General features: G+C 69.4%; 19 protein-coding genes. 13 read left to right on the top strand and 6 right to left on the bottom strand.

All coding sequences use genetic code 11. The features are described 5' to 3' along the window. Positions 1-51 precede the first annotated feature (51 nt). The 4 genes from VN461_02115 to VN461_02100 all read left to right on the top strand — a co-directional run bounded on the left by VN461_02115 (position 52) and on the right by VN461_02100 (position 4,205). On the top strand, positions 52-1,584 hold the full coding sequence (locus VN461_02115; protein HXB53545.1) for a sigma 54-interacting transcriptional regulator: 1,533 nt from the start codon (positions 52-54) through the stop codon (positions 1,582-1,584). A 263-nt stretch (positions 1,585-1,847) separates the two neighbouring features. Further along, the gene (locus VN461_02110; GenBank protein ID HXB53544.1) at positions 1,848-3,146 is read left to right on the top strand and encodes an ammonium transporter; all 1,299 of its coding nucleotides are present in this window, start codon (positions 1,848-1,850) and stop codon (positions 3,144-3,146) included. Further along, positions 3,143-3,508 (top strand): P-II family nitrogen regulator, encoded by a 366-nt coding sequence (locus VN461_02105; protein HXB53543.1) that lies wholly within the window; start codon positions 3,143-3,145, stop codon positions 3,506-3,508. Before VN461_02110 ends, VN461_02105 begins: the two co-directional genes overlap by 4 nt. Positions 3,509-3,533: 25 nt before the next feature. Further along, positions 3,534-4,205, top strand: coding sequence for a hypothetical protein (locus VN461_02100; protein HXB53542.1), 672 nt, complete (start codon positions 3,534-3,536; stop codon positions 4,203-4,205). A 42-nt stretch (positions 4,206-4,247) separates the two neighbouring features. On the opposite strand, the gene VN461_02095 is transcribed toward VN461_02100, so the two are convergent. The 6 genes from VN461_02095 to VN461_02070 all read right to left on the bottom strand — a co-directional run bounded on the left by VN461_02095 (position 4,248) and on the right by VN461_02070 (position 9,930). After that, positions 4,248-4,652 carry a PIN domain-containing protein gene (locus VN461_02095; GenBank protein HXB53541.1) on the bottom strand — a complete coding sequence of 135 codons (405 nt, stop codon included), beginning with the start codon at positions 4,650-4,652 and terminating at the stop codon, positions 4,248-4,250. Further along, positions 4,649-4,849 carry a type II toxin-antitoxin system VapB family antitoxin gene (locus tag VN461_02090; GenBank protein ID HXB53540.1) on the bottom strand — a complete coding sequence of 67 codons (201 nt, stop codon included), beginning with the start codon at positions 4,847-4,849 and terminating at the stop codon, positions 4,649-4,651. The genes VN461_02095 and VN461_02090 overlap by 4 nt, the downstream gene beginning before the upstream one ends. Positions 4,850-5,173: 324 nt before the next feature. Then, a complete protein-coding gene (locus VN461_02085) occupies positions 5,174-5,956 on the bottom strand; it encodes a 3-oxoacyl-ACP reductase family protein (GenBank protein ID HXB53539.1) in 783 nt (260 codons plus the stop codon). Between the two features lie 4 nt (positions 5,957-5,960). Then, complete coding sequence (locus tag VN461_02080; protein HXB53538.1) at positions 5,961-8,147, bottom strand: FdhF/YdeP family oxidoreductase; 2,187 nt, start codon at positions 8,145-8,147, stop codon at positions 5,961-5,963. 2 nt (positions 8,148-8,149) lie between these two features. After that, the gene (locus VN461_02075; GenBank protein ID HXB53537.1) at positions 8,150-9,601 is read right to left on the bottom strand and encodes an amidase; all 1,452 of its coding nucleotides are present in this window, start codon (positions 9,599-9,601) and stop codon (positions 8,150-8,152) included. Then, positions 9,598-9,930, bottom strand: coding sequence for a hypothetical protein (locus VN461_02070; protein ID HXB53536.1), 333 nt, complete (start codon positions 9,928-9,930; stop codon positions 9,598-9,600). The genes VN461_02075 and VN461_02070 overlap by 4 nt, the downstream gene beginning before the upstream one ends. Positions 9,931-10,008: 78 nt before the next feature. Here VN461_02070 and VN461_02065 point away from each other — a divergent pair, with 78 nt between their 5' ends. From VN461_02065 to VN461_02025, 9 genes are all read left to right on the top strand, one after another. Then, positions 10,009-11,145 (top strand): lysophospholipid acyltransferase family protein, encoded by a 1,137-nt coding sequence (locus tag VN461_02065; protein HXB53535.1) that lies wholly within the window; start codon positions 10,009-10,011, stop codon positions 11,143-11,145. Beyond that, a complete protein-coding gene (locus tag VN461_02060; protein HXB53534.1) occupies positions 11,142-12,545 on the top strand; it encodes an MFS transporter in 1,404 nt (467 codons plus the stop codon). Before VN461_02065 ends, VN461_02060 begins: the two co-directional genes overlap by 4 nt. Positions 12,546-12,589: 44 nt before the next feature. Next, positions 12,590-13,771, top strand: coding sequence for an MFS transporter (locus tag VN461_02055; GenBank protein HXB53533.1), 1,182 nt, complete (start codon positions 12,590-12,592; stop codon positions 13,769-13,771). 57 nt (positions 13,772-13,828) lie between these two features. Continuing rightward, entirely contained in the window at positions 13,829-14,551 is a 723-nt protein-coding gene (locus VN461_02050; GenBank protein ID HXB53532.1) for a DUF4013 domain-containing protein, read from the top strand. A 6-nt stretch (positions 14,552-14,557) separates the two neighbouring features. Then, positions 14,558-16,075 (top strand): glycosyltransferase family 39 protein, encoded by a 1,518-nt coding sequence (locus VN461_02045; protein HXB53531.1) that lies wholly within the window; start codon positions 14,558-14,560, stop codon positions 16,073-16,075. Beyond that, on the top strand, positions 16,063-19,272 hold the full coding sequence (locus VN461_02040) for a PD-(D/E)XK nuclease family protein (GenBank protein ID HXB53530.1): 3,210 nt from the start codon (positions 16,063-16,065) through the stop codon (positions 19,270-19,272). The genes VN461_02045 and VN461_02040 overlap by 13 nt, the downstream gene beginning before the upstream one ends. Then, complete coding sequence (locus tag VN461_02035) at positions 19,269-22,463, top strand: UvrD-helicase domain-containing protein (protein HXB53529.1); 3,195 nt, start codon at positions 19,269-19,271, stop codon at positions 22,461-22,463. Before VN461_02040 ends, VN461_02035 begins: the two co-directional genes overlap by 4 nt. Before the next feature lie 652 nt (positions 22,464-23,115). Next, a complete protein-coding gene (locus tag VN461_02030; protein HXB53528.1) occupies positions 23,116-24,255 on the top strand; it encodes an ABC transporter permease in 1,140 nt (379 codons plus the stop codon). A gap of 5 nt (positions 24,256-24,260) precedes the next feature. Beyond that, the gene (locus tag VN461_02025) at positions 24,261-25,019 is read left to right on the top strand and encodes an ABC transporter ATP-binding protein (protein ID HXB53527.1); all 759 of its coding nucleotides are present in this window, start codon (positions 24,261-24,263) and stop codon (positions 25,017-25,019) included. Positions 25,020-25,185 lie beyond the last annotated feature (166 nt).

Raw genomic sequence — 25,185 nt, 5'->3', positions numbered from 1 at the left:
CGGTTGGGGAGCATCACTTCTGTAAAGTGCAATAATGGGGACGCAACGCCCATGCCCCCGCCCGCCGACATCCGCAAGCTCTCGGATCTCCTGGAAGTCAGCCAGACCCTCGGCTCCACCTTGAACTTGAGGTCCTCTCTGAGCCGCGTGCTCGAGATCCTGGAGGAGAGTCACGGCACCCTCTCCGGAAACATCGTTCTCCGGGAGGAGGGCGGAGGAGAGCTGGCGGTGGAAGCGGCCACCGGCGTGGCGGGGTCCGCCCGTGCCGCCCGCTATCAGGTGGGGGAGGGCATTACCGGGCGTGTGGTCCAGAGCGGCAAGCCGGTGGTGGTGCCTAAGGTGAGCCGCGAGCCCCTCTTTCTGAACCGCACCGGGGTCTTCAAGAAGTCGGGGCGGGGGGAGCTCTCCTTCGTCTGCGTCCCCATCAAGGTCGACACCCGCACGGTGGGCGCCCTGGGCGTGGCCCTGCCCTACCACGAGGAACGCCACTATGACCAGGAGGCCAAGTTCTACGGGATCGTGGGCTCCATGATCGGCCAGGCGGTGCGGGTCCACAAGCTCATCGAAGGGGAGCGTCGCCGCCTGCTGGATGAGAACACGAAGCTGCGCCAGGAGCTGCAGGAGCGCTACGACCTCCGTAACATCGTGGGCAGCAGCCGGACCATGCAGCAGGTGTACGAGCAGGTGGCGCAGGTGGCGGGCACCACCACCACCGTGCTGATCCGCGGCGAGTCGGGCACGGGCAAGGAGCTGGTGGCCCACGCCATCCATTACAGCTCGCCCCGAGCCAAGAAGCCATTCGTGAAGGTGAGCTGCGGGGCCCTCCCCGAGAGCCTGATCGAGTCCGAGCTCTTCGGCTACGAGCCGGGGGCCTTCACCGACGCGCGCTCCCAGAAGAAGGGCCGCTTTGAGCTGGCCCATAGCGGCACCCTCTTCCTGGACGAGGTGGGCGAGCTCTCGGGCTCCACCCAGGTCAAGCTGCTGCGCGTCCTGCAGGAGCGGGAGTTCGAGCGCCTGGGCGGCGTGCAGCCGGTGAAGGTGAATGTGCGAGTGGTGGCGGCCACGAACAAGGACCTCGAGACCGCGGTCAAGGAAGGGTCGTTCCGCGAGGATCTCTACTATCGCCTCAACGTCTTCAGCGTCTACATGCCCCCCCTGCGCGAGCGCAAGCCCGACATCCCGCTCCTCGCCGATCACTTCGTGGAGAAATACGCGGCTACCCACGGCAAGGACGTGCGGCGCATCGCCACCACCGCCATCGACATGCTCATGAGTTACCACTGGCCGGGGAACGTGCGCGAGCTGGAGAATTGCATCGAGCGGGCGGTGCTGGTCTGCGAGGGAGGCGTCATCCACGCCCACCACCTGCCGCCCACCCTCCAGACGGCGGAGGTCTCGGGGACCCTGCCCCGGCGTTCGCTCGACGAGGCCCTAGCCAGCTACGAAAAGGACCTCATCATCGACGCCCTGAAGAGCGCGCGGGGGAACAAGGCCAAGGCGGCGCGGCTTCTGGACTCCACGGAGCGCATCGTGGCCTACAGCGTGCGCAAGCACGGGATCGACACCGCCCGCTTCAAGGGCTGAGCGTCGCCGAAGGCTACACTTCTGTCGTTGAATTGTTGGGAATACCACGAAAGTGTGGGGCGGGGGGTGCGGCCTCCTCACGGACCTAGAAGTCGATAACTTCTTGTCTTACTATTAGTTGCGTGGGTGGACTCTAGGGAGCCGCCCGCGCATGCTTTTTGCTCGTCTTCGAACTGGTTAGGAGTCTCAGGAGGGAGAAGCATGCTTCAGCTGTGTGAGCAGGGTTGGGGAGCGGCGAGTCGGAAGCGGGCGGGGGTGCCCTCATGAACGCCGCCGACACCGCCTGGATGATGGTCTCGACCGCGCTTGTCCTTCTCATGACCCCGGCCCTGGGTTTCTTCTACGGGGGGCTCGTGCGCTCCAAGAATGCGCTCAACACCCTGATGATGAGCGTGTCCGCCCTCGGCTTTGTGGGTCTGGCCTGGGTGGTCCTCGGCTATTCCCTGGCCTTCAGCCCGGGCACACCTTGGCTGGGAGGGGTGGGCCGGGCCTTCCTTCAGGGCGTCGGGCTCGAACCCCAGGGCACAATCCCCCACCTGCTCTTCATGGCCTACCAGGCAACCTTCGCGATCATCACCGCCGCCCTGGTTTCGGGAGCCATTGTGGAGCGGATGCGCTTCTCCGCCTATCTGGCCTTCATCACCATCTGGTCTCTCCTCGTTTACTCCCCCATCGCTCACTGGGTTTGGGGAGGGGGCTGGCTGGGGGGAATGGGCGCGCTCGACTTCGCGGGCGGCACGGTCGTGCACATCAACGCGGGGGTAGCGGCCTTGGTGGCGGCTATGATCTTGGGCCCCCGCAAGGACTACGCCCGCCAAGCCATCCTTCCCCACAACGTCCCCTTCACCCTCCTGGGGGCGGGCCTCCTCTGGTTCGGCTGGTTCGGGTTCAACGGCGGGAGCGCTCTCGCCGCCAACGCCTCGGCCGCCCTCGCCTTTGTGAACACCATGCTGGCCCCGGCCGCCACCCTCTGCGTCTGGACGCTCCTGGACCTGCGGCGGACGGGCAAGGCCACGGCGGTGGGCGCCGCCACCGCCATCGTGGTGGGCCTGGTGGCCGTCACCCCCGCCGCGGGCTTCGTGAGCCCCATGTCCGCCATCGTGCTCGGCGGGATCTCCGCCCTGCCCAGCTATTTCGCGCTTCTGTGGCGGGCGCGGACGCGTCTGGACGACTCGCTCGACGTGGTGGCGGCCCACGGACTGGGGGGCACGATGGGGGCGCTCCTGACCGGCCTCCTCGCCCAGAAGTCGTGGAACGGCACCGCCGACGGCCTGCTCTTCGGAAACCCGAAGCAGTTCCTCGTTCAGCTCCTGGCCGTGGTCGTGACCATCGCCTTCAGCGGCGTCCTGACCGCGGGCCTCCTCAAGTTGCTGAGCTTCGTTGTGCCCCTTAAGGTGGCCACCCGGGAGGAGGGCCTGGGCCTCGACGTGAGCCAGCATGGCGAGGAGGCCTATGCCCGAGACGAGGGCGCCATCCTGATCCTGTCCGAGTTCACGGCGGAAAGCCCGGCCCCGGCAGGGGTCCTGGCGGGCCGCCTAAAGGCCGAGGGAGGCCGCGCATGAAGTTGGTGGTGGCCGTCGTCCGTCCCGAGAAGCTGAACGAGGTGCTGGAGGCTCTTTACCGGGCGGAGGTGCGGGGCCTCACCATCAGCCGTGTGCAAGGCCATGGGGGAGAGATGGACCGGGTTGAGACCTACCGGGGCACCACGGTCAAGATGGAGCTGAGCGAGAAGGTGCGGCTGGAGATCGGCGTCTCCGATCACTTCGTCGAGCCTACGGTGGGAGCGATCCTGGCCGCGGGACAGACGGGGGCGGTGGGGGACGGGAAGATCTTCGTGCTCCCGGTGGAGAAGGTCTACCGCATCCGCACCGGGGAGCAGGACCAGGCCGCGGTCACTCCCGTCGAGGCCGGGCTGCCCGCCTAGTCCCGGAAGCGGGTACGATGGGCGGGTGCGAAGGCTCATCGGACTCTTCGTCCTCGCCCTGCTCGTAACCGCGGCCGCAAGTGCCGCCGAAGGAAAGGTCGAGGTCACGATCCTCGGCGGGGCGTCGCTCCTCGACGTCACGAAGGACGTCCGGACCCCGATTTGCCTGGCCTGCCCGAGCCCGGCGCCTGCGGAGGCCTTTCCCCCCCTGCGGCCGCCCGACTTCCAGACCTCGCGGACGGCTTCCTTGGGCGTGGGCTTCCTCCTCGGGTTTCGATTCGGATACGACCTCGGCGCCAAGGCCCAGCTGGAGGTCGGCTTCGGAGTGGAGCCCTCTCGGACCCAGCGCACCGTGGTCACCTTCCGCTGCCTCGGCGGCGCGCCTTGCCCGTTCCTGGCCATCCGGCCCGTTGAGGACAAGGTAGCGTCGTTCGACTACGACGCCGCCCTCCTCTACCACCTCGGGGGCGCGAAGCTCCGGCCGTTCCTCTTGGCCGGCTTCGGCGGGATCTCCTTCGACACCCCCGACCGCGTGCGCACCAACTTCTCGTTCAACTTCGGAGCCGGGCTGAAGCTGAGCCTGGGCCGGGTGGGAGCGCGCCTGGAGGCCGGCGACCAGCTCGTGCTCGATCACTACCTCACGGGGAGGGCCGAGCACGACCTGCGCGTCCGGGCGGGGCTCTTCTTCCGGCCTTAGTGGCTCAGTTGTCGACCAAGAGCCAAACCCCGGCCGGGTACCCTACGCAAGCTTGAGGCCAGCGAGCTTGGCCAGCTTGGCGAAATCGGCGTCTGTAGTCAGCAGGGCGGCCCGACGGTTCAGCGCCTGAGCGGCGATGAGGGCATCCGGAGTGGTGAACGCAATGCCTTTGGCGGATGCGGTGTTGACGATGTCAGCTGCTTTCAGGTGATCACCCTCGGTGGCCAGAACGACGGAAAAGCTTTCCCGCACTCCTGTGAGTACCTTCTCGTACTGCGACCGCTCCGCGATTCCACTCAGCAGCTCCTGGAGAACGATTCCCGGAAGGGCCACTTGCTCGTCGCTCCGCAGCAACTCGTCAACCTTCCGGGCCAAGACCTGCTCCCCCTCACCCTTTCGGCGGCGTCGCAGGATCGCTGATACGACGCTGGTATCGAGGAGTATCACGAACGCTGTCGCGCCTTCTTGTAATCCCAGTCGGTTCGAAAGTCGATCGTTCCGAAGAGCTTCACGAAGTTGCGGCGCTTACGCCTTCTTACGTACTCGGTCAAAGCCTCATTCACCGTCTCGCGCTTCGTGCGACGCCCTCCAACCCGGAGGGCTTCCTCGAGCAACTGGTCGTCAATGGCTAGGTTCGTGGGCATCGAGCCTCCCCCACACAGAGGATTACACAATGGCCCGCTTCACGCAATGGCTTGTCACCCCTCTTTCACGCCGAGAGGCCTGTGACCACGACGTCCGCTGTCGACCACCAGCGAAGCCCCCGGACTGGGCCGCTCCGGGCCGTTTGCCCGCCCCTTGACCTGTGGACAGCCGACGTGCTTGAGAGTGAACCCCTGGACAGATTTCGCTCGGGCAGCAGGGTTTGTAGGCCCCTCCTGGCACGTGACCTATGGAAAGTCATCAAGAGCAACGCAAACTCACAACCCCGCGTTCAGTTGCTGTCGGTGTTCAACTGCTGTTCGACATCAGTAGACGGTGTGGGTCAGGACCCCTCCGTCCACCACCAACTCCGCCCCCGTGATCCAGCGGGCGGCGGGGGAGGCCAGGAAGAGGCTGGCATCGGCCACGTCTTCGGGACGGCCCAGGCGGCCCAGGGGCACCGCCCGTTGGTAGCGTTCGACCCCCTCCGGCCAGTCACGATCTAGCCCCTCCCTCCAGATGAGCCCGGGTGAGACCGCGTTCACCCGGATCAGGGGGCCCAGTTCCCGGGCCGCGGCCCGCGTGTATTGGAGAACGCCCGCCTTGGCGGCGTCGTAGTGGCTGTGGAGGGGTGCCGGGTTCGTACCTTCGATGGAAGCGATGTTCACGATCGCCCCCTCCCGGCCCTGGGCCATCATCGCCCGGCCCGCGGCCTGGGTGCAGAGATGGACGCTTTTTAGGTTGGAGTCGATCACGAGGTCCCACTCCTCCTCCTTCATCTCCAGGAGGGGGGCCAGGGGGTAGACCCCGGCGTTGTTGACCAGGGCGTCGAGCCGGCCGAAGGCTTCCCCGCAGCGGTCGACCAGCCACTCCACGTCCGCCCTCCGCGTGACGTCGGCGGGTACGGCCACGGCCTGGCCGCCCCCGGCCTTGATCGTCTCCACCACCGAGAGGGCCCCCTCGTCGCTCTGCCGGTAGCCCACCACTACCGAGGCCCCGGCCTGGGCGAAGCGCGCCGCAATGCCCGCGCCCAGCCCGCGGCCGGCCCCGGTGACGATCACGGCCTTGCCGTGGAAGTCGAGCAGCTCCGCCGGAGATGGGATGTCCATGACCTCAACCCTTCTCGAGCACGACTACCGCGTTGTAGTCCGGCTCGCCGGAGGCGGAATCGACCTCCGCGGGGGAGAGCAGACCGTTTGCCTCCGGCCAATGAACGGCCAGGTTGCGCGGCTTGATGGCGTCGATCCGCGCACGGCCCTGGAAATGGCCCCCCCCGGAGACGAGCCGGACGGGATCCCCATTCCTCAAGCCCAAGCGGGCAGCGTCCTCCGCCGAGATGAGGACGTCCCGGCGGGCGGCTCCGCTGAGGGGATCGACCTCGTGCTGCACCATGGAGTTGAACTGCTTCCCACGGCGGGTGGAAAGGTAGAACCAACCTTCCCCGAGCCCGCGCGGGCTCGGGGCCAGCACGGAAAAATGCGCCTTGCCGTCGGGGGTGGCGAAGGTGCCGTCCGCGAAGAGCCGGGGCCCGCCCCACTGGAACTCGTCCCCCTCCCTCCCCAGAGTCTCGATCCCGGCGTAGAGGGGCACCGCGCGCGCGATTTCCTCCCGGATGGCGCGGGAGGAGGCGAAGCGAAGCCGGTCCGCAAGCTCCGGGCGGACGCGGGCCGCCACCTCTCCGAAGACCTCCCACTCCGGCTTCGCGGAGCCGATGCGGCGGCCCGGCACTTCCGGGGAGAAGATCACGCGCCGCTCGCTGGAGGTCTCGGTGCCACCCCCCGCCGACTCGTAGCGAGTCGTGGCCGGAAAGAGGATCACGGTGTCCCGGGGCGGGAGGAGCATCATGGAGGACATCACAATGTCCTGGTGAATCCGGGTCCCCACCCGCCCGAGGGCACGGGCGGCAGCCCCAGGGTCGGGCAGGGTCTCCAGGAAGTTCCCGCCCGTCATCCAGAGGACGCCGAGCTCCCCGCGGTCGGCGGCGGTCATCATCTCGGGGGCGGTGAAGCCTCTCCCCCGAGGCAGGGCGAAACCCCAGACCTCTTCGAACCGCCGCCGCTGCGTCTCCTCGAGAGCAGGGCTACAACCCACCTCGGCACCGCCCTGGACCCCGGAATGTCCGCGGATGGGCATGAGGCCCACCTTCTCCCGCCCCACCCAGCCGCGAGCGAGGCCGACATTGAGGAGGGCCCGGATCGTCTCGACGCCGTGGGCGTGCTGGGTGAGGCCCATGGACCAGACGAGCACCCCGCTCCCTGCCCGGTGCAGGAGCTCCGCGAAGCGCGCCATCTCGGCGCGCGTGGTTCCACTCCCGCTTTCGAGCAGCCCCCAGTCCAGGGCCTCCACGCTCGCCTTCGCCTCCTCGAAGCCGAGGGTGCTCCTGCCGATGAACTCCCTATCGACCCAATCTTCGGCCACCAGGACCTTGAACACGCCTTGCAGAAAAGCGAGGTCGCCGCCCGTGTCCACCGCGAACCAGTGCTCGGCCAGCCGGGTCCCGAAGACCGCCGATTCCGGAACTGAGGGCACCCAATAGCTCTTGAGACCGGGCTCGGCATAGGTGTTGACCACGGCCACCCGCGTCCCCTGCTGCCGGGCCCGGTGGAGGTACTTCATGGTCACCGGCTGGTTGTTGGGGGGGTTGGCGCCCAAGAAGACAATGAGGTCGGTGCCGAGCCAGTCCGTGTAGGAGCAGGTGGAGGCCCCGTGGCCGAGGGTGCTCTTCATGGCCACGGTGGAGGCGGCGTGGCAGAGGCGCGCTGAGTTGTCCACGTGGTTGGTGCCCATGGCCCGGGCCGCCTTCTGCGCCGCGTAGTAGTGCTCGTTCAGGATCCCCCGCGAGGTCAGATAGACGGCCAGCCGCTCCGGGGGCCCGGCCCGGATCGCGGCCGCGGCCGCTTCCCACGCCTCCTCCCAGGCCACCACGCCGAAGCCCCGATCGCCGCGGCGGCGGATCATGGGCTCGGGGAGCCGGCCCAGGCCGCGAAGGGCCCGTGAGTCGAGGTCCGCCAAGAGGGACACGTCGGCCAGGCGATCCGGGTCAAGGGAGGGCGCGGTGTTGAGACGCATGAGCTCTAGGCGGACCATGCAGAGGTGGATACCCTCGAGGGTCCAGTCCCGGAGGCCGCGGGTGCCGAGCGCGCAGCCGTCGCACACCCCGTGCTTCAGGATGCGCCAAGCGAAGGGGAGCTGGTCACGGTTCTCCCACGCCGTGCGGAACATCTCCCGGTAGTGGTTTGGCTTCCGCTGGCGCGGATCGCGGGGGACGAGCGACGCCCAGAGCGAGGGGTTAAGGAGCATGTTTAGGCGGGGAGTTGGGGCCGTCTCTGGTGCCAGTCCGTCGCCTGTTGGTAGCGGTCCGCGATGGCCAGCAGGGTGGGCTCCGAGAAAGCCCGACCGATGAGCTGGAGCGAGGTGGGAACGCCGTGGCCGCCGAAGCCGTTGGGGACGCAGAGAGCGGGCACTCCCACCAAGTTGCCGGCGGGGATGGTGGCGGGGGCCACGGGCCCTTCCGGGACGGGCGAGGGGCTGGGGGAGGGCGTCCCCGCAGGCGGCTGGTCAAAGTCGTACCCGATTCGGCGCCCGCCGTCGCGCCGGGTGGGGGCCACCAGGGCGTCGTACTGGGAGAGGAGAGCGTCCAGGGCCGCCCGCATGGGCACGCGCACGCGCAAGGCCTGGATGTAGTCCACCGCCAGCGTCATCATCATCGCGTAGCCCCCTACGCGGTCCTTCTTGGCCCGGAGGCTCTGGGTACCCCCGCTCTCGATGAGGTCGCGGAAGGCGGCCGCACCCTCGGCGTCTACGATCACCTTCACCGCCGGCCCCCATGGAAAGTCGGGAAAGGGCACATCCGTGTCCAGGGTGGCGAAGGTGCGGAGGGTCTCGAGCGACTTCGCAAAGTTGGCCTTCACGTCGGGGTCGGCCCCGAGGTCCGCGTCCTTGATCACGCCGATCCGGAAGCGCCGGGCCGCCCCCCCCTCCTCCGCTCCGCGCAGGTTGTAGGTGAAGCTGCCCTCGGTGGTGGGGTCCTTGGGGTCGGGGCCGGAGATGGCGGCCAGCACCAGACCGCAGTCGTCGGCGGTGCGGCATAGGGGTCCCAGTTTGTCGAGCGTCCAGCAGAGAGCCATGGCTCCGTGCCGGGGGACAAGCCCGTATGTGGGGCGCAGGCCGGAGAGTCCACAGAACGTGGCGGGGGTCAGGATCGAGCCGGAGGTCTCGGAACCTATCGCGAAGGCAACCAGGCCGGCAGCGGTGGCGGCACCGGACCCGCTCGAGGAGCCGCCGCTCCAGTACTCGAGGTTCCAGGGCGTGCGGCCGGGGCCGGTGAAGCTGGCATCGGGGTTGTTGTAGCCCATCCCGCCCGCGAGCTCGACCATGGCCAGCTTGGCCACGAGCACGGCCCCCGCCTCGCGCAGACGCTCGATCACGGTCGCGTCCTCGTCAAAGACCTGACTCCGGTAGGGCTCCGCCCCCCAGGTGGTGGGGATGCCTTTCGTAGCCAGGAGGTCCTTGGCCCCGAAGGGGATGCCGTGCAGGGGTCCCCGGTATTTTCCGGCCAGGATCTCCTGGTTCGCCTTGTGGGCCTGGGCAAGGCCCAGCTCACGTGTCACCGTCACGACCGCCCCGAGCTTAGGACCGATGGTCTCCAGCCGCTGCAGGTAGGCTTCCGTCAGATCGACGGCGGATATCTTCCGGCTCTTGAGCAGGAGGCCCAGCTCGCGGACAGAAGAGAACAGGATGTCGTCGCCGATCACCGCCGGGCTCCGCTCTTGGCCGGTCGGGGCCGGGCGGCAAAGACCGTCACCGGCTCGTCGGCATTCCCGAGCCGCCGCGCTTGCAGACGCTCCGCCGCCTTCAGGTTCTCGGCCACAAGCTTGAGGACGGCCTCAGAATCGCCGCTGTCAAAATGGGCGCCGTAGCGGCGGCGGGCCACCTCCGCGAGGGCTTCCGCGACAGGGCTGGGGGGAGAGGGTGAGGGTGACGCCGCTGCCGGCGGAGGCGTGGTTTGGGGGAGGGCAAGCGCCCCGGGGGCCAAGGGCACCGCGGCCAGGGTGCCGAGGAAGCGACGGCGAGGTGTGGTCATGGATCCTCCTCGGCGACAGAGCTTACACTACGTGCGCGAGCCGCGTCCCTAGCCGACGTTTTGGCGGACGCGGCAGCCATGGTGAACGGCCTCTGGGACGCCGACTCCGCCCTGATGCACAATATCGGCGGCGCGGAGGCCGGGGCGGGCCGCAGCGGTCCGGCCGGTCTTGACCCCATGCTGCCAGCCGACCCGAGACCGCCGGAAGCTCAAAGGCCACACCTGCGGCGCGGCCTGGACAAGGCAGTGGTGGGCCTCGCCGGGCTCGTCCAGCACATCTTCTTCCGCAAGATCGAAGTGGTGGGAATGGAACAAGTCCCCCACGATCGGCCGCTTGTTTTCGCCGCGAACCACAACAACTCCGTCGTGGATGGGGTCCTCCTGCTGGCCCTCCCGGGCGCGCGGCCTCGCCTGCTGGCCAAGAGCACGCTCTGGTCGCATCCCGTCATGCGCCCCCTCCTGGTCCTGATCGGAGCCCTCCCCGTCTACCGTCGTCAGGATCCGGGCGTCGACGTGGCCGGGAATTTCGCGACCTTCGCCCGCTGCCACGAAGCCCTGCGGGCGGGAATCAACATCGCACTGTTCCCCGAGGGCATGAGCCACAACGAGCGGCATCGCCTTCCCCTGAAAACCGGAGCGGCGCGGATCGTGCTCGAAGCGGAGGATCGTTACGGGCCTTTGGGGATACGCATCGTACCCGTCGGACTGGGCTACGAGGCCAAGGAGACCTTTCGCTCGCGGGTGAGAGTGAGGGTGGGTCTTCCGATCGACCCCGCGTCGGAGGCCGCTCGGTACCGCGACGAACCGGGGGCGGCGGTCCGCGCGCTCACGACACGCCTCGCCGATGGCCTGGACCTCGTCACCCGTGGGGACGGCTGGTCGGCCGAGGCGCTCGCGCCGTCGAAGCCCTCCGCGCCCTGGCTTCGGGCCGCCCGCCTTCTCCTAGGGCTCTCCGTGTACCTCATTGGCGTGCCCCTGAACTGGCTCCCGTATCGCCTGCCGGGCTGGATCTCCGACCGCGTTTCCACCACTCCCGACGAACCGGCTACCTACAAGCTGCTGGCGGGCCTTTTGACCTTTCCGGTTTTCTGGGTCGCCGAGACGGCCCTCGCCGTTCACTGGGCGGGGCCGGTCGGAGGATTCGTCATGGCAATCGCCGCCCCCGTGAGTGGGTATGCGGCGCTCCGGTTCTCAGAGGAGCACGACGCAAGGTGACGCCAAAGGATCCGGAGACCGGCCCTGGCCAAGGGCACCCCCCGAGCCGCTCCGAGGTCCTGCCAACCGAAGCCGGCCCACGCCCGGAGGTCTTCGGCTGGATGATGTATGCCTGGGCTTTCCACGGCTTCGTGACCACCGTCGCCACCGTGCTCTTCGGGCCCTACCTGACCGACCTCGCGCAGCAGGCGGTGGGTGAAAATGGCCGGGTCTTTGCCCTCTCCTTGCTCGGCACCGTTACCGCCAAATCATTCTTCTTCCTGTGCGTCTCCCTGTCCGTCCTCCTCCAGCTATTCCTCCTGCCCCTGCTGGGAGCCATCGCCGATTATTCACACGCGAAGAAGCGCATCTTGGTGCTCACCGGCTACATCGGGGCGGGGGCGACCTGCCTCTTGTTTTTCGTGGGCGCGGGTCTGGACTTCCGCTGGGGCGGCCTCCTCTTCATCGTGGCCAACCTGAGCCTTGGCGCCACCACGGTCCTCTACAACGCCTTCCTGCCCGAGATCGTCCCCCCGGACCAGCGCGACCGCGTCTCGAGCCGTGGCTATGCCCTGGGTTACCTCGGGGGCGGGCTCCTCCTCGCCGCCAACCTGGTCTTCATGCGCTTCGCCCCCGATCTGGGAATCCCCCGGGGCCGCGCCGTCCGCCTCTCCCTGCTCTCCGCCGGCCTCTGGTGGGTCGGCTTCTCCCTCATCACCTTTCGCCGCCTGAGAGCGAGGGCGGCCGCGAGGGCCCGGCCGCTGGGCCGGAGCTATCTGGCCGTGGCTCTCTCAGAGCTCAGGGGCACTTTCCGGGAGCTCAGCCGACTTCCGCGGACGCGGAGCTACCTCATCGCCTATCTGTTCTTCAATGACGGCATCCAGACCGTCATCTCCGTGGCCGCGGTCTTCTTCGCCCAGGAGCTCTTCGTGGCCCGCGGCCGGGAGGTGGACGAAGCCTTCCTGCTCGGCCTGATGCTGATGGTGCAGTTCGTGGGGTTCGGGGGTGCGCTCTTCTTCGAGCGCATCGCGGCCTTCAGCGGCGCCAAGAGCGCCCTCCTCTTGGCGCTCGCGATCTGGTCGGGCGTGGTCGTCTACGCCTACGCCGCCTTTCAGACCGAGGCCCAGGCCTGGGGGATGGCGGCCGTCATCGCGGTCGTGCTGGGCGGCTCCCAGGCCCTCTCCCGGTCATTATTCTCGTGCATGATCCCTCCCCAGCGGGAGGCCTCCTTCTTCGGACTCTACGAGATCGCCAACAGCGGCACTTCCTGGATCGGCCCTTTCATCTTTGCCCTCGTGGTGAGCGGGACCAACTCCTACCGTCAGGCCTTGCTCTCCTTGATCACGCTCTTCGCCGTGGGCTTTCTCCTCCTCGTGGTCACGGACACGGATCGGGCCATCCGGGAGGCCGGCCAGGCCTGAGGGGGCGGCTCCCCGTTCGGGCTGCCCGCGCCTAGAATCGCGCGGTGGACCCCCCTCTCCCCCGGCCGGTCAAGATGCTTGGCCTCGTCAGCCTGCTCACCGACGCCAGCAGCGAGATGATTTATCCCCTCCTGCCCGCCTTTCTCACGGGGATCCTAAAGGCGAGTCCGGCCTTCCTGGGCCTCGTGGAGGGCCTGGCGGAGGCGGTGGCGAGCCTGCTCAAGATCGCCTCCGGCCTTCTTTCCGATCGCTTGCCCCGGCGCAAGCCTCTGGTAGTGGCGGGCTACGGCCTCTCCTCCGCGGTGCGCCCGCTGGTCGCTCTCGCCGCCGCCCCCTTCCACGTGCTGGCCGTGCGCCTTCTCGACCGCGTGGGCAAGGGCGTGCGCAGCGCGCCGCGGGACGCCCTCGTCGTGGAGATCACGGCCGAGGGGCAGCGGGGTCGGGCCTTCGGTTTCCAGCGCGCCCTCGATCACACGGGGGCGGTGGTCGGCCCCCTCTTGGCCTCCGCCCTCCTCCTGGCCGGGAGCGATCTGCGGACGGTTTTCGCCCTGGCCGCGCTGCCCGCGGTCCTCGCCATGGCCGTGCTGGTCTTTGGGGTGCGGGAGGGGCAGCCCATTTCATCTCCCCCCGCCGCTTCGGGAATACCGGGAGGCGCCGAGCCTCCCCGCCGCGGATCGCTCCACCTCTACCTGGGCGTGCTCGCCATCTTCAGCCTGGGCAACTCCTCCGATGCCTTCCTGCTCCTCAAGGCCCAGGAGGCGGGCGTGAGCTTGATCCTGATCCCTCTCCTCTGGACGTTCCACCATGTGGTCAAAGCCGCAGTCAGCACCCACGGCGGGGTGCTAGCCGACCGCCGGGGCCGGAAAGAGGCGATTCTCGCGGGCTGGTTCGTCTACGCCCTAGCCTACGCGGGCTTCGCAGGTGCGACCTCTGCGGGGTCGATCTGGCTGCTGTTCGGTCTCTATGGGCTATTCCCGGCCCTGACCGAGGGTCCGGAGCGGGCTCTGGTGGCCCAGCTGGCGCCGGCGGACGAACGCGGCCGGGCCTTCGGCCTCTACCACGCGGTGACGGGGGGCATGGCGCTCTTTGCCAGCCTCCTGACGGGCGCGCTGTGGCAACGTTTCGGGGCGGGGACCGCGCTGGCTGCGGGCGCTGCCCTCGCCGGCGTCGCCGCGCTTGGTCTGTGGACGCTGGTACCAGAGAGGACGCCCCCGACCTCGGTTTGACCGGAGCCGGCCCACGTTATAGCCTCGGCCTGCCGCTGACAACCAATCGAGGTCAGCATGTCCACCGCGTCCGTCACCCCGACCGGGCCCCCCACGATCGACTTCGCACAGTGCTTGCGCTTCGTGTTCGAGGACCCGGAATGGATCAAGAAGATCCTGATCGGGGGCCTCTTCGCGCTCCTGTCTCCTCTGATCGTGGGCGCTTTCTTCGTGGCCGGGTACTGGGCGCGCCTCTTGAAGCGGGTGGCGGCGGGCGAAGCGCGGCCGCTGCCGGATTGGGATGACCTGGGGGGGATCTTCGGTGACGGCGTGAGGCTCGTCGGTCTCTACTTCGTCTACACGGTGGGGGTGGGGCTGATCGTGGGCATCCCGGCCGGGGTCGGTTGCCTGGCCCTCATCTCGCTCGGCGCCGCGGCCGGTCGCTCGGAGGATGCCGGCGGGGCGGTGGCCGCCCTGGGGGGCCTAGGCTTTACGGGCCTCTACGCTCTCTTTCTGATCCTCATGCTGGCCCTCGCTCTCTACCTGCCCGCTGCTTTCGTGCGCGTGGTCATGAAGGACGACTTCGGGGCCGGCTTCGCCTTCCGCGAGACGTTCGAGTTCATCCGGGCCAACCTCGGCAACTACGCCCTCTCCCTCGTGCTCCACCTCCTGGCCGGCTTCGTGGCCCAGTTCGGGGTCCTGCTCTGCTGCGTGGGCGTCTTTCCGGTAGCCTTCTGGGGCTATTGCGTCCTGGGCTTCGCTCTCGGGGAAACCGTGCGCCTCAACCCCGGCTCGGTCTAGGCGCGTTTGGGCCGTTCGCACGCCCTTCTCCTCTACTCGCTGTACTTTCCGAGCCGGCTCTTCCGCCTCACCTCGCTCCCCATCTTCCTGGACGAGGCCCTGCACATCCGCTGGGCGATGTTGATCGCGGAGGGCAAGAAGGCCTGGTGGAGGCCCTGGGACTGGGGGCGGGCCCTGGGCGTGTGGCTGGACGCGCTTCTCACACCCCTGGGCGGAGACCCGCTCCTCCGCGACCGCGCCCTGAGCGTGGCGATGGGCGCGGTCACGCTCTGGGCCTGCTTCGAGATCGGCCGCCGTCTTTACGGGCCGCGGGTGGGCCTGGTGTCAGCGCTCTTCTACGTCTTTTGCCCCTTCACGCTCCTCTACGACCGGCTGGTCCTGGCCGATCCCCTTCTCTCCACCCTCGGCGCCGCAACCCTCCTCCTGAGCCTCCGGCTGGTTGAGTTCCCGACCGTCCGGGGGGGCCTGCTGCTCGGTCTGGTCATGGCCCTGGTGGTCTACACCAAGATCACGGGGCTGCCCATGCTGGGCATTCCCGTGGTGAGTGTGCTCCTGCTCCGGCCCGCGCGGGCGATGGTCCGGCCTCTCCTCGCCGCTCACGCCCTGGCCGTGGCTCTTGTCGCCTACCCCCTGCTGCTCTGGGCGAGGGGGGCCCAGATGAGCTTCATGGTGGAGATGGCGACGCACACGGACATCGGCCTCCGGGAGAGACTGGGCGTGAATCTGCATCTGGCCGCGGGCTGGCTTTCCCTCTACTGGACGGTGCCCCTCATCGTCCTCGGGGTCGCGGGCCTCGTCATGGCGGCGGCGCGGCGCTCCCGGCCCGGCCTCCTCCTGGCCCTTCTTACCCTTCTTCCCCTCCTGGCCTTCTCCGCCTGCATCACTCGTGGGCTCCCGCGCTATCTACTCTTCACGAGCGTCCCTTTCCTCGTGCTTGCGGCGGCCGCCTTTTCCTCCCTCCTCGACTCCCTGGCCGACCGGCTGCGTCTGCCGATAGCCGGCCAGGGTGCCCTCTTCGGCGTTCTCTTCCTCCTCGCCATCGCCTCCGCGCTGCGGCTCGACTACGACCTCTGGAACGATCCCTCCCGCGCCGCCTTGCCCCCCCCGGACCGGGACCAGTTCATCTCCGGCTGGACCTCGGGCTACGGGGTACGGGACACGCTGGCCTTCGTGCGCGGGGAGCTGGCCCGGTACCCAGCCGGCATCACGGTCGTGACTCACGTGACGCACTCGCGCACCCTCCGCCTGACGCCGCTGCTCCTCGACCTGGAGTTCAGGAACGAGCCCCGCGTCCAGCTCGAGGACTGGGACCTGGGCGATCCCTCCGCCCTACCCGCCATCACCGCCTGGGCGGCCGCCCGCCCCACCCTCCTCGTGGTTCCCCGCGCCGACCCCACCTCCCCCCCGCCCCCCGCCGAGAGTTGGGCCCATCTTGGCAGCCTCGTGGCTCAGACTTTCAAGCCGGGGGGTCTCCTTTGCGACGAGATCTATCGTCTCTGCCGGGGAAAGCCATGCGGGACCTGACTCGTCCCTTCGTGCTTGTCGCTCCCTCGGTGGCAGCGGCGTCGGAGCTGCCGAGACGGCTGGCCTCGGCCGGGCGCGCGCTGGTGCTCTACCGCTTCCCCGAGCCCGGGCCCGACCACTACCGCTCGGGCCTCCTCGACCTCGCGCGCGCGCTGGCGGAGCCGGTCCTCCTCGGGCGCGGCCTTCGCGCCTGGGACTACGGCCACGATACACGCCTGGCCGCGAAGCTCCTGGCCGGGGACGCGGAGGGGGGATTCCCCCTCCCTCCCGACGTGCCCCGGGGACCCGTGGCCGCGGCCCTGGCCCGCACCCTGGCCGAGCTCAGGCTGGCGCGCGTCCCGCCCGAGCGGCTGGAGGCCCTGGCCGGGCGGGCGGACGTGGGGGCGGATGACGCGCCCCGCCTGCGCACCCTCGCCCGCCTCTTTCGCGCTTTTTCCGTCGAGCGGGAAGGGAAGGTCGCGGACCCCGCCTCCGTCCTGGCCGCGGCCCACGAAGCCCTGGGCCGGGCAGACTGGCTCAAGGGGGCGGAGATCCTGATCGTCGACGACCTGGAGCTGGACGAGGGAGAGAAGGAGTTTCTCTCCGCGCTCGCGCGAGCTTTTCCGGTGCGCCTCCTGCGGCGGGAGATGCCACCCAGCCTCCTCGCCTCCTCCTTCCGGGCCTGGGCGGGGAAGGAGGGAATCGTGGAGTCGGCCTGGGAGGACACGCCCCTCGCCCTCCTTGCCCCCCCGCCTCTTCCGGCGGGCCTGGCCCGTGTTCGGGGGGGCCTCTTCGAACCCCCCTCGGGGACGCCCGCGGACGACGACTCCGTCGAGCTCGTGACCGGCCCCGGCGAGGCGGCCGAGGCGCGGGCGATCGCCCGGCGGCTCTTGCGCGAAGCGGCCCGCGGCGTCCCCTTCGAAGAAATGGCGGTGCTCCTTCCCCGCCCCGACCCCTACGCGCCCCTCTTCACGGACCTCCTGGGCCGGCTCGGCATTCCGCACCAGCTCCACCCCTCCCTGCCCCTCCGCTTTGGCCGCTGCGCGCGCTCCCTCCTCCTCCTCTTCCGCTCCCGCGGACTGGCGCGACAGGCGGTGATGGAGCTGCTCACCTTCGCCCCCATCCCCTTCGAGATCATGCTGGGGGAGGCGGTCCGGGCCTGGCCCTCGCGCTGGGACCAAGTCAGCCGTGATGCCCAGATCGTCTCCGGGCTCGAGCGCTGGATCATCGGGCTCCGCTCCTTCGCGGAGCTGGAGCGGGAAGGGGCGGGGCTCGATGCGAATCCGGACCGCGCGGAGCGCCGGCTCCGCACCGCGGCCGACGCAGAGGCCCTCCTGCGCATGGTGGAGCTGCTCGCGCTGGAGCTGGATGCCCTCTCCGGGGAGGCCACCTGGCGCGAATGGTCGGAGAGGCTCAAGGGGGTCTGCGAGCGGTGGGTGGCTCCGCGGGGCGACCCCGACCGGGAGCGGGAAGCGGTGCTCCGGGTCTTGACGGAGCTCTCCGGTCTGAGCACGATCGACGCGCGGGTGGCCTGGAGCGAGGTGGAGGCGGTGGTGGAGACGCGCTTCGAGCGCAAGCGGCTCCCCCTCGACCCGCCCGGAAGCGGGGCCGTGCACGTGGGCGCCCTCGACGCGCTGGCCGGTCTCCCCTTCCGGGTGGTGGCCATCCCCGGGCTCGGGGAGGGGGGCTATCCGGGCGTCCTCCGGCCGGACCCGTTCCTGCTCGACCCCGAGAGGGAGGCGCTCGCCGAGGCCGCGCCCCCTCCCTCCGCGGCCCCTCCCGCCCGCAAAAAAACGGCGGGCAAGGCCCAGCTATCCCTCTTCGCGGAGCCGGGCCCGGCGCGGTCGGGGGGCGCCCTGGTCACCACCCAGGACCGCCTCCTGGAGGCCCGGCGGCTCTTCCAGCGCGCGGTGGGCCAGGCCCGAGAGCGGCTCATCCTCACCTACCCGCGGGCCGACCCCCGCAGCGGCCGCGAGCGCCTCCCCTCCCTCTTCTTCGTGGCTGCGGCTTCCGCCCGCGCGGGGAGGGCCCTTTCGGGCAGCGAGCTGGAAGGCCTGGTCCGAGAGGACGTGCCCGATTCGCTCGACGCCGCTCTGGACCCCGGGGAGCGCGACCGCCTCCGCGTCCGGGAGGGCGGCCAGCCCGCGGCCGAGGCCATCGCCACGGGCTCGATCTTCTTCCGCCAGTCGCGCTGGGCGGTGCGCGGGCGCTGGAGCAATCGGCTCACTATCTACGACGGCCTCCTCGCCGACCTTCCCGAAGAGGCGCGCCGTAAGCTCGACCCCTTGAGCGCGTCCGGCCCCATCTCCGCTAGCCGCCTCGCCACCTTTTCCCGCTGCGGCTTCATGTACCTGCTCCAGTACGTGCTCCGGCTGGAGCCGGCCCTCGAGCCCGAGGAGCGCAAACGGCTGGAGCCGCTGGAGCGCGGCGACCTCTTCCACCGGGTGGCGGAGCGGTTCCTGCGCGAGTGCCGGGATAGGGGAGAGCTTCCGCTACAAGACGTTGAGGCGACGCGGACCCGCCTCATCGAGATGGCGGAAGAGGCGCTGGCTGCCCACGTGGCGGGGAGTCCACCCCGCTTCACCCTCCTTTGGGAGAGGGAGAAGACGCGTTTCCGGCAGACCCTCCTCGGCTGGCTGGCCCGGGAGGCGGCGGGGAACGAGCGGGCGATGCCCGCCCACTTCGAGGTCAGCTTCGGGATGGGCCAGAGCCCGAGCGGGGGTGAGCCTCACGCCCCCGCTCCCCTCACCTTCGACCTCGGGGACGGGCGGATGTTGCGCATGTCCGGAAAGATCGACCGCATCGACCGCCGCCCGGACGGCACCCTGGTCCTGCGGGACTACAAGACGGGCAAGGCACCCAAGGATGAACTGGGGATCTTCAGGGGTGGCAAGCAGCTCCAGGTTCCCTTCTACATCCTCGCCGCCGCCCAACTGTTTCCCGACGCCCCCGTGGTCGAGGCTTTCCTCGACTACGTCGACGGCGGCCGGCAGGTGGCGGTGGACCCGGATGTGGTGCGCAGCGAAGGCTTTCGCGCCCTGCTGGGGGGCCTGGTGGAGGCCATCGGCCAGGGCCTCTTCGTCCAGGAGCCGAGCGCCTGCCCCTGGTGCGACTTCACCGCCGTCTGCGGGCCGCGGCCGCTCTTGGAGCGGCGGCGCCAGATCAAAGGGAGCGACCCCCAGCTCATTCGCATCCTCCGCCTGAGGGACATGGGATGAGCTTCCGGCCCGTCGACCACGAAGCCCGCGTGCGCGCCCGCAGTGACTTCACCACCAGCCTGGTGGTGGAAGCGGGGGCGGGCACGGGCAAGACCACCCTCCTCGTTGACCGGATCGAGGCCCTGGTGTGTTCGGGCACGGCCCGCCTGACCGAGATCGCGGCCGTCACCTTCACCGAGAACGCGGCCACCACCATGAAGCTGCGGCTGCGCGAGCGTCTGGAGAGAGCGCGCGCGGGCGACCTCCCCGCCCCCGAGCGCGCCCGGGCGGCGGAGGCGCTGGACGTGCTGGAGCGCGCCCCTATCTCCACCATCCACGCCCTCTGTGCCGCCCTCCTGCAGGAGCGTCCGCTGGACTGCGGCGTCCTTCCTGGCTTCCGCGTGGCTGACGAGGCGGAGACGGACCTTCTCTTCGCCGACGCCTGGGAAGCCTGGCTGGCCGAGCGTCTGGTGGCCGGCGACTCGACGCTGGTTGACGCTCTGGACCGCGGCATCCCCCTCGAGGGCATCGGCCCCTACGACGAGCGGACCTCCTTGCGGGGCCTGGCGCGCACCCTCCTCGACCAGCGGGACCTGGAGCCCGTGGCCGCGGAGGCGGACGTTGATCCGGGAGCCTGGAGGCAGGAGCTCCTTTTGAAAGCGGCGCGGGCGAGGGAGCTCACCGCTCTGGTGGCCCCCGGGGACCTGCTGGCCGCGCGCCTCCAAGAGCTGGTAGCCTTCGCCGAGCAATCTCGATTCTGCGAGGGCACGGTTCTGCTCGCCCACCTGGCGACGCTCCGGGAGATCCCTAAGCACTTCGGCCACAAGCCGCGCTGGCCCTCGGCGGAGGCCCTCCAAGAGGCGCGGAAGATCGCAGAGTGGACCCGGACCGGACCCGCGGCCTGGAACGCGGCCCGGGGGGCGGGCCTCCACGGAAGGCTGGTGAGGGCACTCCGCGGCGTGCTCGTCCTCTACGACAAGAAGAAGAGAGAGGGTGGGCTCGTCGATTTCCTCGACCTCCTCCTCCTGGCCCGGGCCGCCCTCCGCGACCGCGAGAGCGTCCGCCGCTATTTCCGCGCCCGCTTCCGCTTCCTCCTGATCGACGAGTTCCAGGACACCGACCGCCTGCAGGTCGAGATCGCCCAGCTCCTGGCGGGGTCGGCGCCGGGCGGGCTGGTGGTGGTGGGCGACGCCAAGCAATCGATCTACCGCTTCCGTCGGGCCGAGGTCTCGCTCTTCCGGCGGCTCTCGGAGGAAGCCGGCGCAGGGAAGGATCGGGCGGTGCTCCACCTCACCCAGAGCTTCCGCGCCCGCCCGGCTATCCTGCGCTTCGTCAACCGCGTCTTCGCCGATCTGATCCAGCCCTCGGTGGAAACGGATCAGCCGGCTTACGAGCCTATTGATCCCCCCCCCGGCCTGCCCGACGAGCCGGCGGTGGTGGCCCTCCGCTTCGACGCCCCCTTCGCTTCCGGCGAGGACCTCCTGCGCGCGGAAGCGGGGGCCCTGGCCGCCCTCATTGCCCAGGCCGCCCACGGCGGCTATCCGGTGCGGGACGCGGCGGGGGGGGAACCGCGGGGGAGCCGGGCCGGGGACGTCATGGTCCTCGCTCGTCGCCTCACCCAGGTGAGGCACCTGGAAGAGGCCCTCGAAGCGGCGGGGCTGCGGTTCACCGTGGAGGGTGGGAAGTCCTTCTTCGACCGCCAGGAGGTGCACGAGGCCCTGGCCGTGCTCCGCGCCATCGACGACCCATCGGACCGGGTGTCGCTGGTGGCCGCCCTGCGCTCCTCGTTCCTCGGGGTGAGCGACCGCAACATCGTGGCCTACGCGCTGGCGGGGGGCGGGCTCTGGCTGGGCAAGGTGGACGAGAGCAAGCCGGGGGCGGAGTCCCTGGGCCCCGCCCTCCGGCTCCTGGACGAGCTTCACCACCGACGGACCCGCGCGAGCGTTCCCGCCCTCCTGGAGCGCCTCTACCAGGACACGCGGATATTGGCCGCCCTCACCGGGACGAGGCGCGGGGAGGCCCAGGTCGCGAACTTGGAGAAGGTGGCCGCCCTAGCCCGCCAAGCCGCGGAGTTGGGGGTGCTCACCCTCCGGGGCTTCACCAGCCTCCTCGCGGATCGCATCCAAAACGCGCGCGAGGAGCCCGACCTGCCGACCACGCGGCCCGGCGATCCCGCGACCGTTCGCCTACTCTCGATCCACCGCGCCAAGGGCCTAGAGGCTCCCCTGGTCGCTCTGTACGATACCGCCGACAACGCGGGCGCCCCCGTGGAAACGGTGCCCCTATGGGACGAGGGCAAGATCGCCATCGGCTTCCGCTGGGGCTGCCAGCCCCCAGGCTGGGACGCCCTCGTCAGGAAGGAGGAGGCGAAGGCTCGGGCGGAGGCCCGGCGGCTGCTCTACGTGGCCTGCACCCGCGCCCGGGATTGGCTGGTCATACCCAAACCGCCCGCCAACGCCCGGGTAGGGGAGTTCTGGAAGGACCTTTCTTCGCGCCTCCCCCCCGCCTCGGACGCGGATGTGCGGGTCGTGGACGCGGACACCCTGCCCCAGGGGGAGGCGGCCAGTGCCCGGACCGAGCTCTTCGCCCTTTCCGCGGCCGAGGGGGGGGACGCGGTGGCCGCGCGCTGGGAGGCGGAGCGCCGCACGCTCCTCGATACCGCCGGCAAACGGCCGTTCGTTCCTGTTTCCGTCACGCGGCGGGCCCGGCAGGAGGCTCCCCCTCCCGTGGCCGCGGCCGGCCCGGGGGGGCCCGACTTCGGCCGCCTCGTCCACCGCGTCCTGGAATGGGTTCCCCTCGAGGAAGCCTCCCCGTTGCGCGTCCGGGCCCTCGCCGAGTCGCTCGCCCCCACCCTGGGCCTGGATCGGGAGGCCGGTCGACGGGCGGGCGAGCATGCGGCACGGGCCCTGGCCCTCCCCGTGATGCAGAGGGCGCGGCGCGCGGTGCGACTCTGGCGTGAGCTTCCCCTCTTCTTCCCCGAGGAGGAGGACCTTCTGGAGGGGATCGTGGACCTGGTCTTCGAGGAGGAGGGTTCTCTCGTGGTCGTGGACTACAAGACCGACGCCATTGAGCCGGCTCAGGCCCTGGACCAGGCTGCCTCCCATGCCCCCCAGCTCCAGCTCTACGGACGCGGTCTCACCCAGGCCCTGGGCCGCCCGGTCAAGGAGCGCCTCGTCCTCTTCACCGCCCTGGGCCAGGCCGTGCCCGTCTAGTCTCGAAGCCAATAGGCCTGCAGAGGCCATGGCGCAGGCCCTGCCCCTCTGATGAAAGGCCGCGACGAGGCAGAGACCCAGTTCCGTGTCAGCATCTAATGAGTGTACTTTGACACTCCATCGGAAGTGTGTATATTCACAGTTGTGGGAATGAACTCGGGCCCGGTTGATTTTCGGGAGATGAACGGCTGCGTGTGCTTCGCCTTCCGTCGGGCGGCGCGGGCGCTGACTCAGTTCTACGACCGTGCGCTGAGGCCGCATGGCCTGCGCGCCACTCAGCTCCCGATCTTGTGGGCAGCGAACGCAAAGGGGTCGGTGCCTCTGGCGGCGCTGGCCCAGGAGCTGGGGCTGGACCGGACAACGCTTCTCAGGAATGTTCGCCCTCTCGTTCGCCGACGGTTGGTCCGCGTGGCCCCGTCTTCAAACTCACGGCGGACCGAGATTTGGGGAACGGCGACCGGGCGGGCCCTGCTGAAACGACTCTACCCACACTGGAGACGAGCCCAAGAGCAAGCCCTCCAAACTCTACAGGGGATGGATTGGTCGCGGGGCCCGGACGCACTCACCCGGATGGCTCGGAAGGCCGCTGAGTAAGAGTCTTTTTGGGGAACTACTGTGTATATACACACGTAAGCCTCTAGGGAGGCGCCTCATGAACTTCGTGGCCTTGCGGATGCTGACCGGGGATCGGGCCAAGTACTTCGGTCTGGTCTTCGCCATCGCTTTTTGCACCTTCCTTCTGGAGAACCAGACCTCCATCTTTGCCAATATCCTGAGGCGGACGGCCAGCCAAATCCTCGACGTCACCGACGCCGAGGTGTGGGTGATGGATCCGCAGACCGAGTATTGGGAACAGACCAAAGCGCTCAAGGACACCGACTTGACCCGCGTCCGTGGGGTCCCGGGCGTCCTCTGGGCGGCCCGGCTTTTCAAGGGCAACCCGGTCGCCAAGACGCCGAGGGGGAAGTTTGCGGTGTCGTTCCTCATCGGTCTCGACGACGCGACCCTCGCCGGCGCTCCGCGGAACATGCTCCTGGGCTCCTGGGAGCACCTCCGCGAGCCGGACTCCGTGGTGGTGGACCAGGCGGGATACCTGCTGCTCTTTCCAGGCGAGCGGCTGGAACTCGGTCGTACCCTGGAGATGAACGACCACCGGGTCACGATCGTGGGCATCTCCGACGCCTCGCCGCCGTTTGCGAGCCTGCCCGTCATGCACGCGCGCTACAGCGAGGCCGTCAACTTCCTGGGACGGGAGCGGACCCAGCTCTCCTTCGTCATCGCACGTCCCACCCCGGGGGTGAGCCCCCAGGAGCTCACCGCCCGCATCGGGGCCCTGACCGCCCTCCGGGCCCGCACGACGCAGGAGTTCATGTGGGACTGCGTCAACTACTACCTCAAGAACACCGGCATCCCTGTCAACTTCGGGATCACCATCGCGGTAGCGATCGTGGTCGGGACGGTGGTGGCGGGCCAGACCTTCTACCTCTTCACGGTAGAGAACTTGAAGCAGTTCGGTGCCCTCAAGGCCATGGGGGTCACGAACCCGAGGCTCATCGGCATGATCCTGCTCCAGGCGGGGAGCGTGGCCGGCCTCGGCTTCGCGATCGGCACGGGCATGGCGGCCACCTTCTTCGAGATCACACTCAACAAGATAGCAACTCGTCACATCGTCCTCATGTGGCAGTGCGTGGGTCTCACCGGGGCCTGCATTCTCTTCGTGGTCACGGTGGCCAGTATCCTGAGCATCCGGCGGGTCCTCGTTCTCGAACCCGCCGAGGTCTTCCGGGGGTGAGCGCCATGACCACTACCGACCTGGCCGTGTCGTGCCGTGACGTGCGCAAGCACTTCGGGGAGGGGGAGACCCGGATCGAGGCTCTGCGCGGGGTCGACTTCAGCGCGAACTTCGGGGAGCTGAGCTTTCTCGTCGGTCCCAGTGGCTGCGGCAAGACGACCCTGATCTCGGTCATCGCCGGCCTTCTGGACCGCACGGCCGGAGACATGGCCGTCCTAGGAGCGCGGATGGACGATCTTTCGGGCACCGAGCGCGTGCTCTTCCGCCGCAAGAACGTGGGCTTCGTCTTCCAGCAGTACAACCTGCTCCCGGCCCTGACCGCGGCCGAGAACGTAGCCGTGCCCCTGCTCGCGGCGGGAATCCCACGCCCGGAGGCCGTGCACCGGGCGAAGTCCCTTCTCTCGCGGCTCGGCCTCGGCAGCCGCACCGGCGCCCTCCCCTCGACCCTGTCCGGTGGGCAGCAGCAGCGGGTGGCGATCGCGCGCGCGCTCGTCCACGAGCCGCGCCTCGTGGTCTGTGACGAGCCCACCGCGGCCCTGGATCATGCCAGCGGCGAAGCCGTCATGGGCCTGCTGGCCGCGAACGCGGTCCACCCGGACCGGGCGGTGATCGTCGTGACCCACGACACGCGGGTGTTCCACTACGCCCACAGCATCGCCCACATGGACGATGGGCGGATCCTCGAGGTCAGCCACCCCCAGGGCTCCTCCCTTACGGCGAGCCCCGACCAAGCGCAGTCATCCCCCCAGGAGGCATTCGCATGAGGAGACTTGTCCTGCCCTTCCTCGGTCTTGTCGCCGCCTTTTGGGCGACATTCTCCGTCGCCCGGACCCAGCCCCAGCGGCGGCGCACGGATCCGCCGGCTCCGCCCCCCGTGTCCGATTTTCCGAACACTGTCGCCGCCGTCGGCTTGGTGGAGGCGAGCACCGA

The sequence above is a fragment of the Vicinamibacteria bacterium genome (genome assembly GCA_035570235.1).
Classification (GTDB): domain Bacteria; phylum Acidobacteriota; class Vicinamibacteria; order Fen-336; family Fen-336; genus DATMML01.
This window is presented reverse-complemented; position numbering and strand designations above follow the sequence as displayed.

Excerpts from the sequence above, each read along its gene's own strand:
- VN461_02115 (HXB53545.1), top strand. The coding sequence starts at position 52 with ATGCCCCCGCCCGCCGACATCCGCAAGCTCTCGGATCTCCTGGAAGTC.
- VN461_02110 (HXB53544.1), top strand. The coding sequence starts at position 1,848 with ATGAACGCCGCCGACACCGCCTGGATGATGGTCTCGACCGCGCTTGTC.
- VN461_02105 (HXB53543.1), top strand. The coding sequence starts at position 3,143 with ATGAAGTTGGTGGTGGCCGTCGTCCGTCCCGAGAAGCTGAACGAGGTG.
- VN461_02090 (HXB53540.1), bottom strand. The coding sequence starts at position 4,849 with ATGCCCACGAACCTAGCCATTGACGACCAGTTGCTCGAGGAAGCCCTC.
- VN461_02085 (HXB53539.1), bottom strand. The coding sequence starts at position 5,956 with ATGGACATCCCATCTCCGGCGGAGCTGCTCGACTTCCACGGCAAGGCC.
- VN461_02080 (HXB53538.1), bottom strand. The coding sequence starts at position 8,147 with ATGCTCCTTAACCCCTCGCTCTGGGCGTCGCTCGTCCCCCGCGATCCG.
- VN461_02070 (HXB53536.1), bottom strand. The coding sequence starts at position 9,930 with ATGACCACACCTCGCCGTCGCTTCCTCGGCACCCTGGCCGCGGTGCCC.
- VN461_02065 (HXB53535.1), top strand. The coding sequence starts at position 10,009 with ATGGTGAACGGCCTCTGGGACGCCGACTCCGCCCTGATGCACAATATC.
- VN461_02050 (HXB53532.1), top strand. The coding sequence starts at position 13,829 with ATGTCCACCGCGTCCGTCACCCCGACCGGGCCCCCCACGATCGACTTC.
- VN461_02040 (HXB53530.1), top strand. The coding sequence starts at position 16,063 with ATGCGGGACCTGACTCGTCCCTTCGTGCTTGTCGCTCCCTCGGTGGCA.
- VN461_02035 (HXB53529.1), top strand. The coding sequence starts at position 19,269 with ATGAGCTTCCGGCCCGTCGACCACGAAGCCCGCGTGCGCGCCCGCAGT.
- VN461_02030 (HXB53528.1), top strand. The coding sequence starts at position 23,116 with ATGAACTTCGTGGCCTTGCGGATGCTGACCGGGGATCGGGCCAAGTAC.
- VN461_02025 (HXB53527.1), top strand. The coding sequence starts at position 24,261 with ATGACCACTACCGACCTGGCCGTGTCGTGCCGTGACGTGCGCAAGCAC.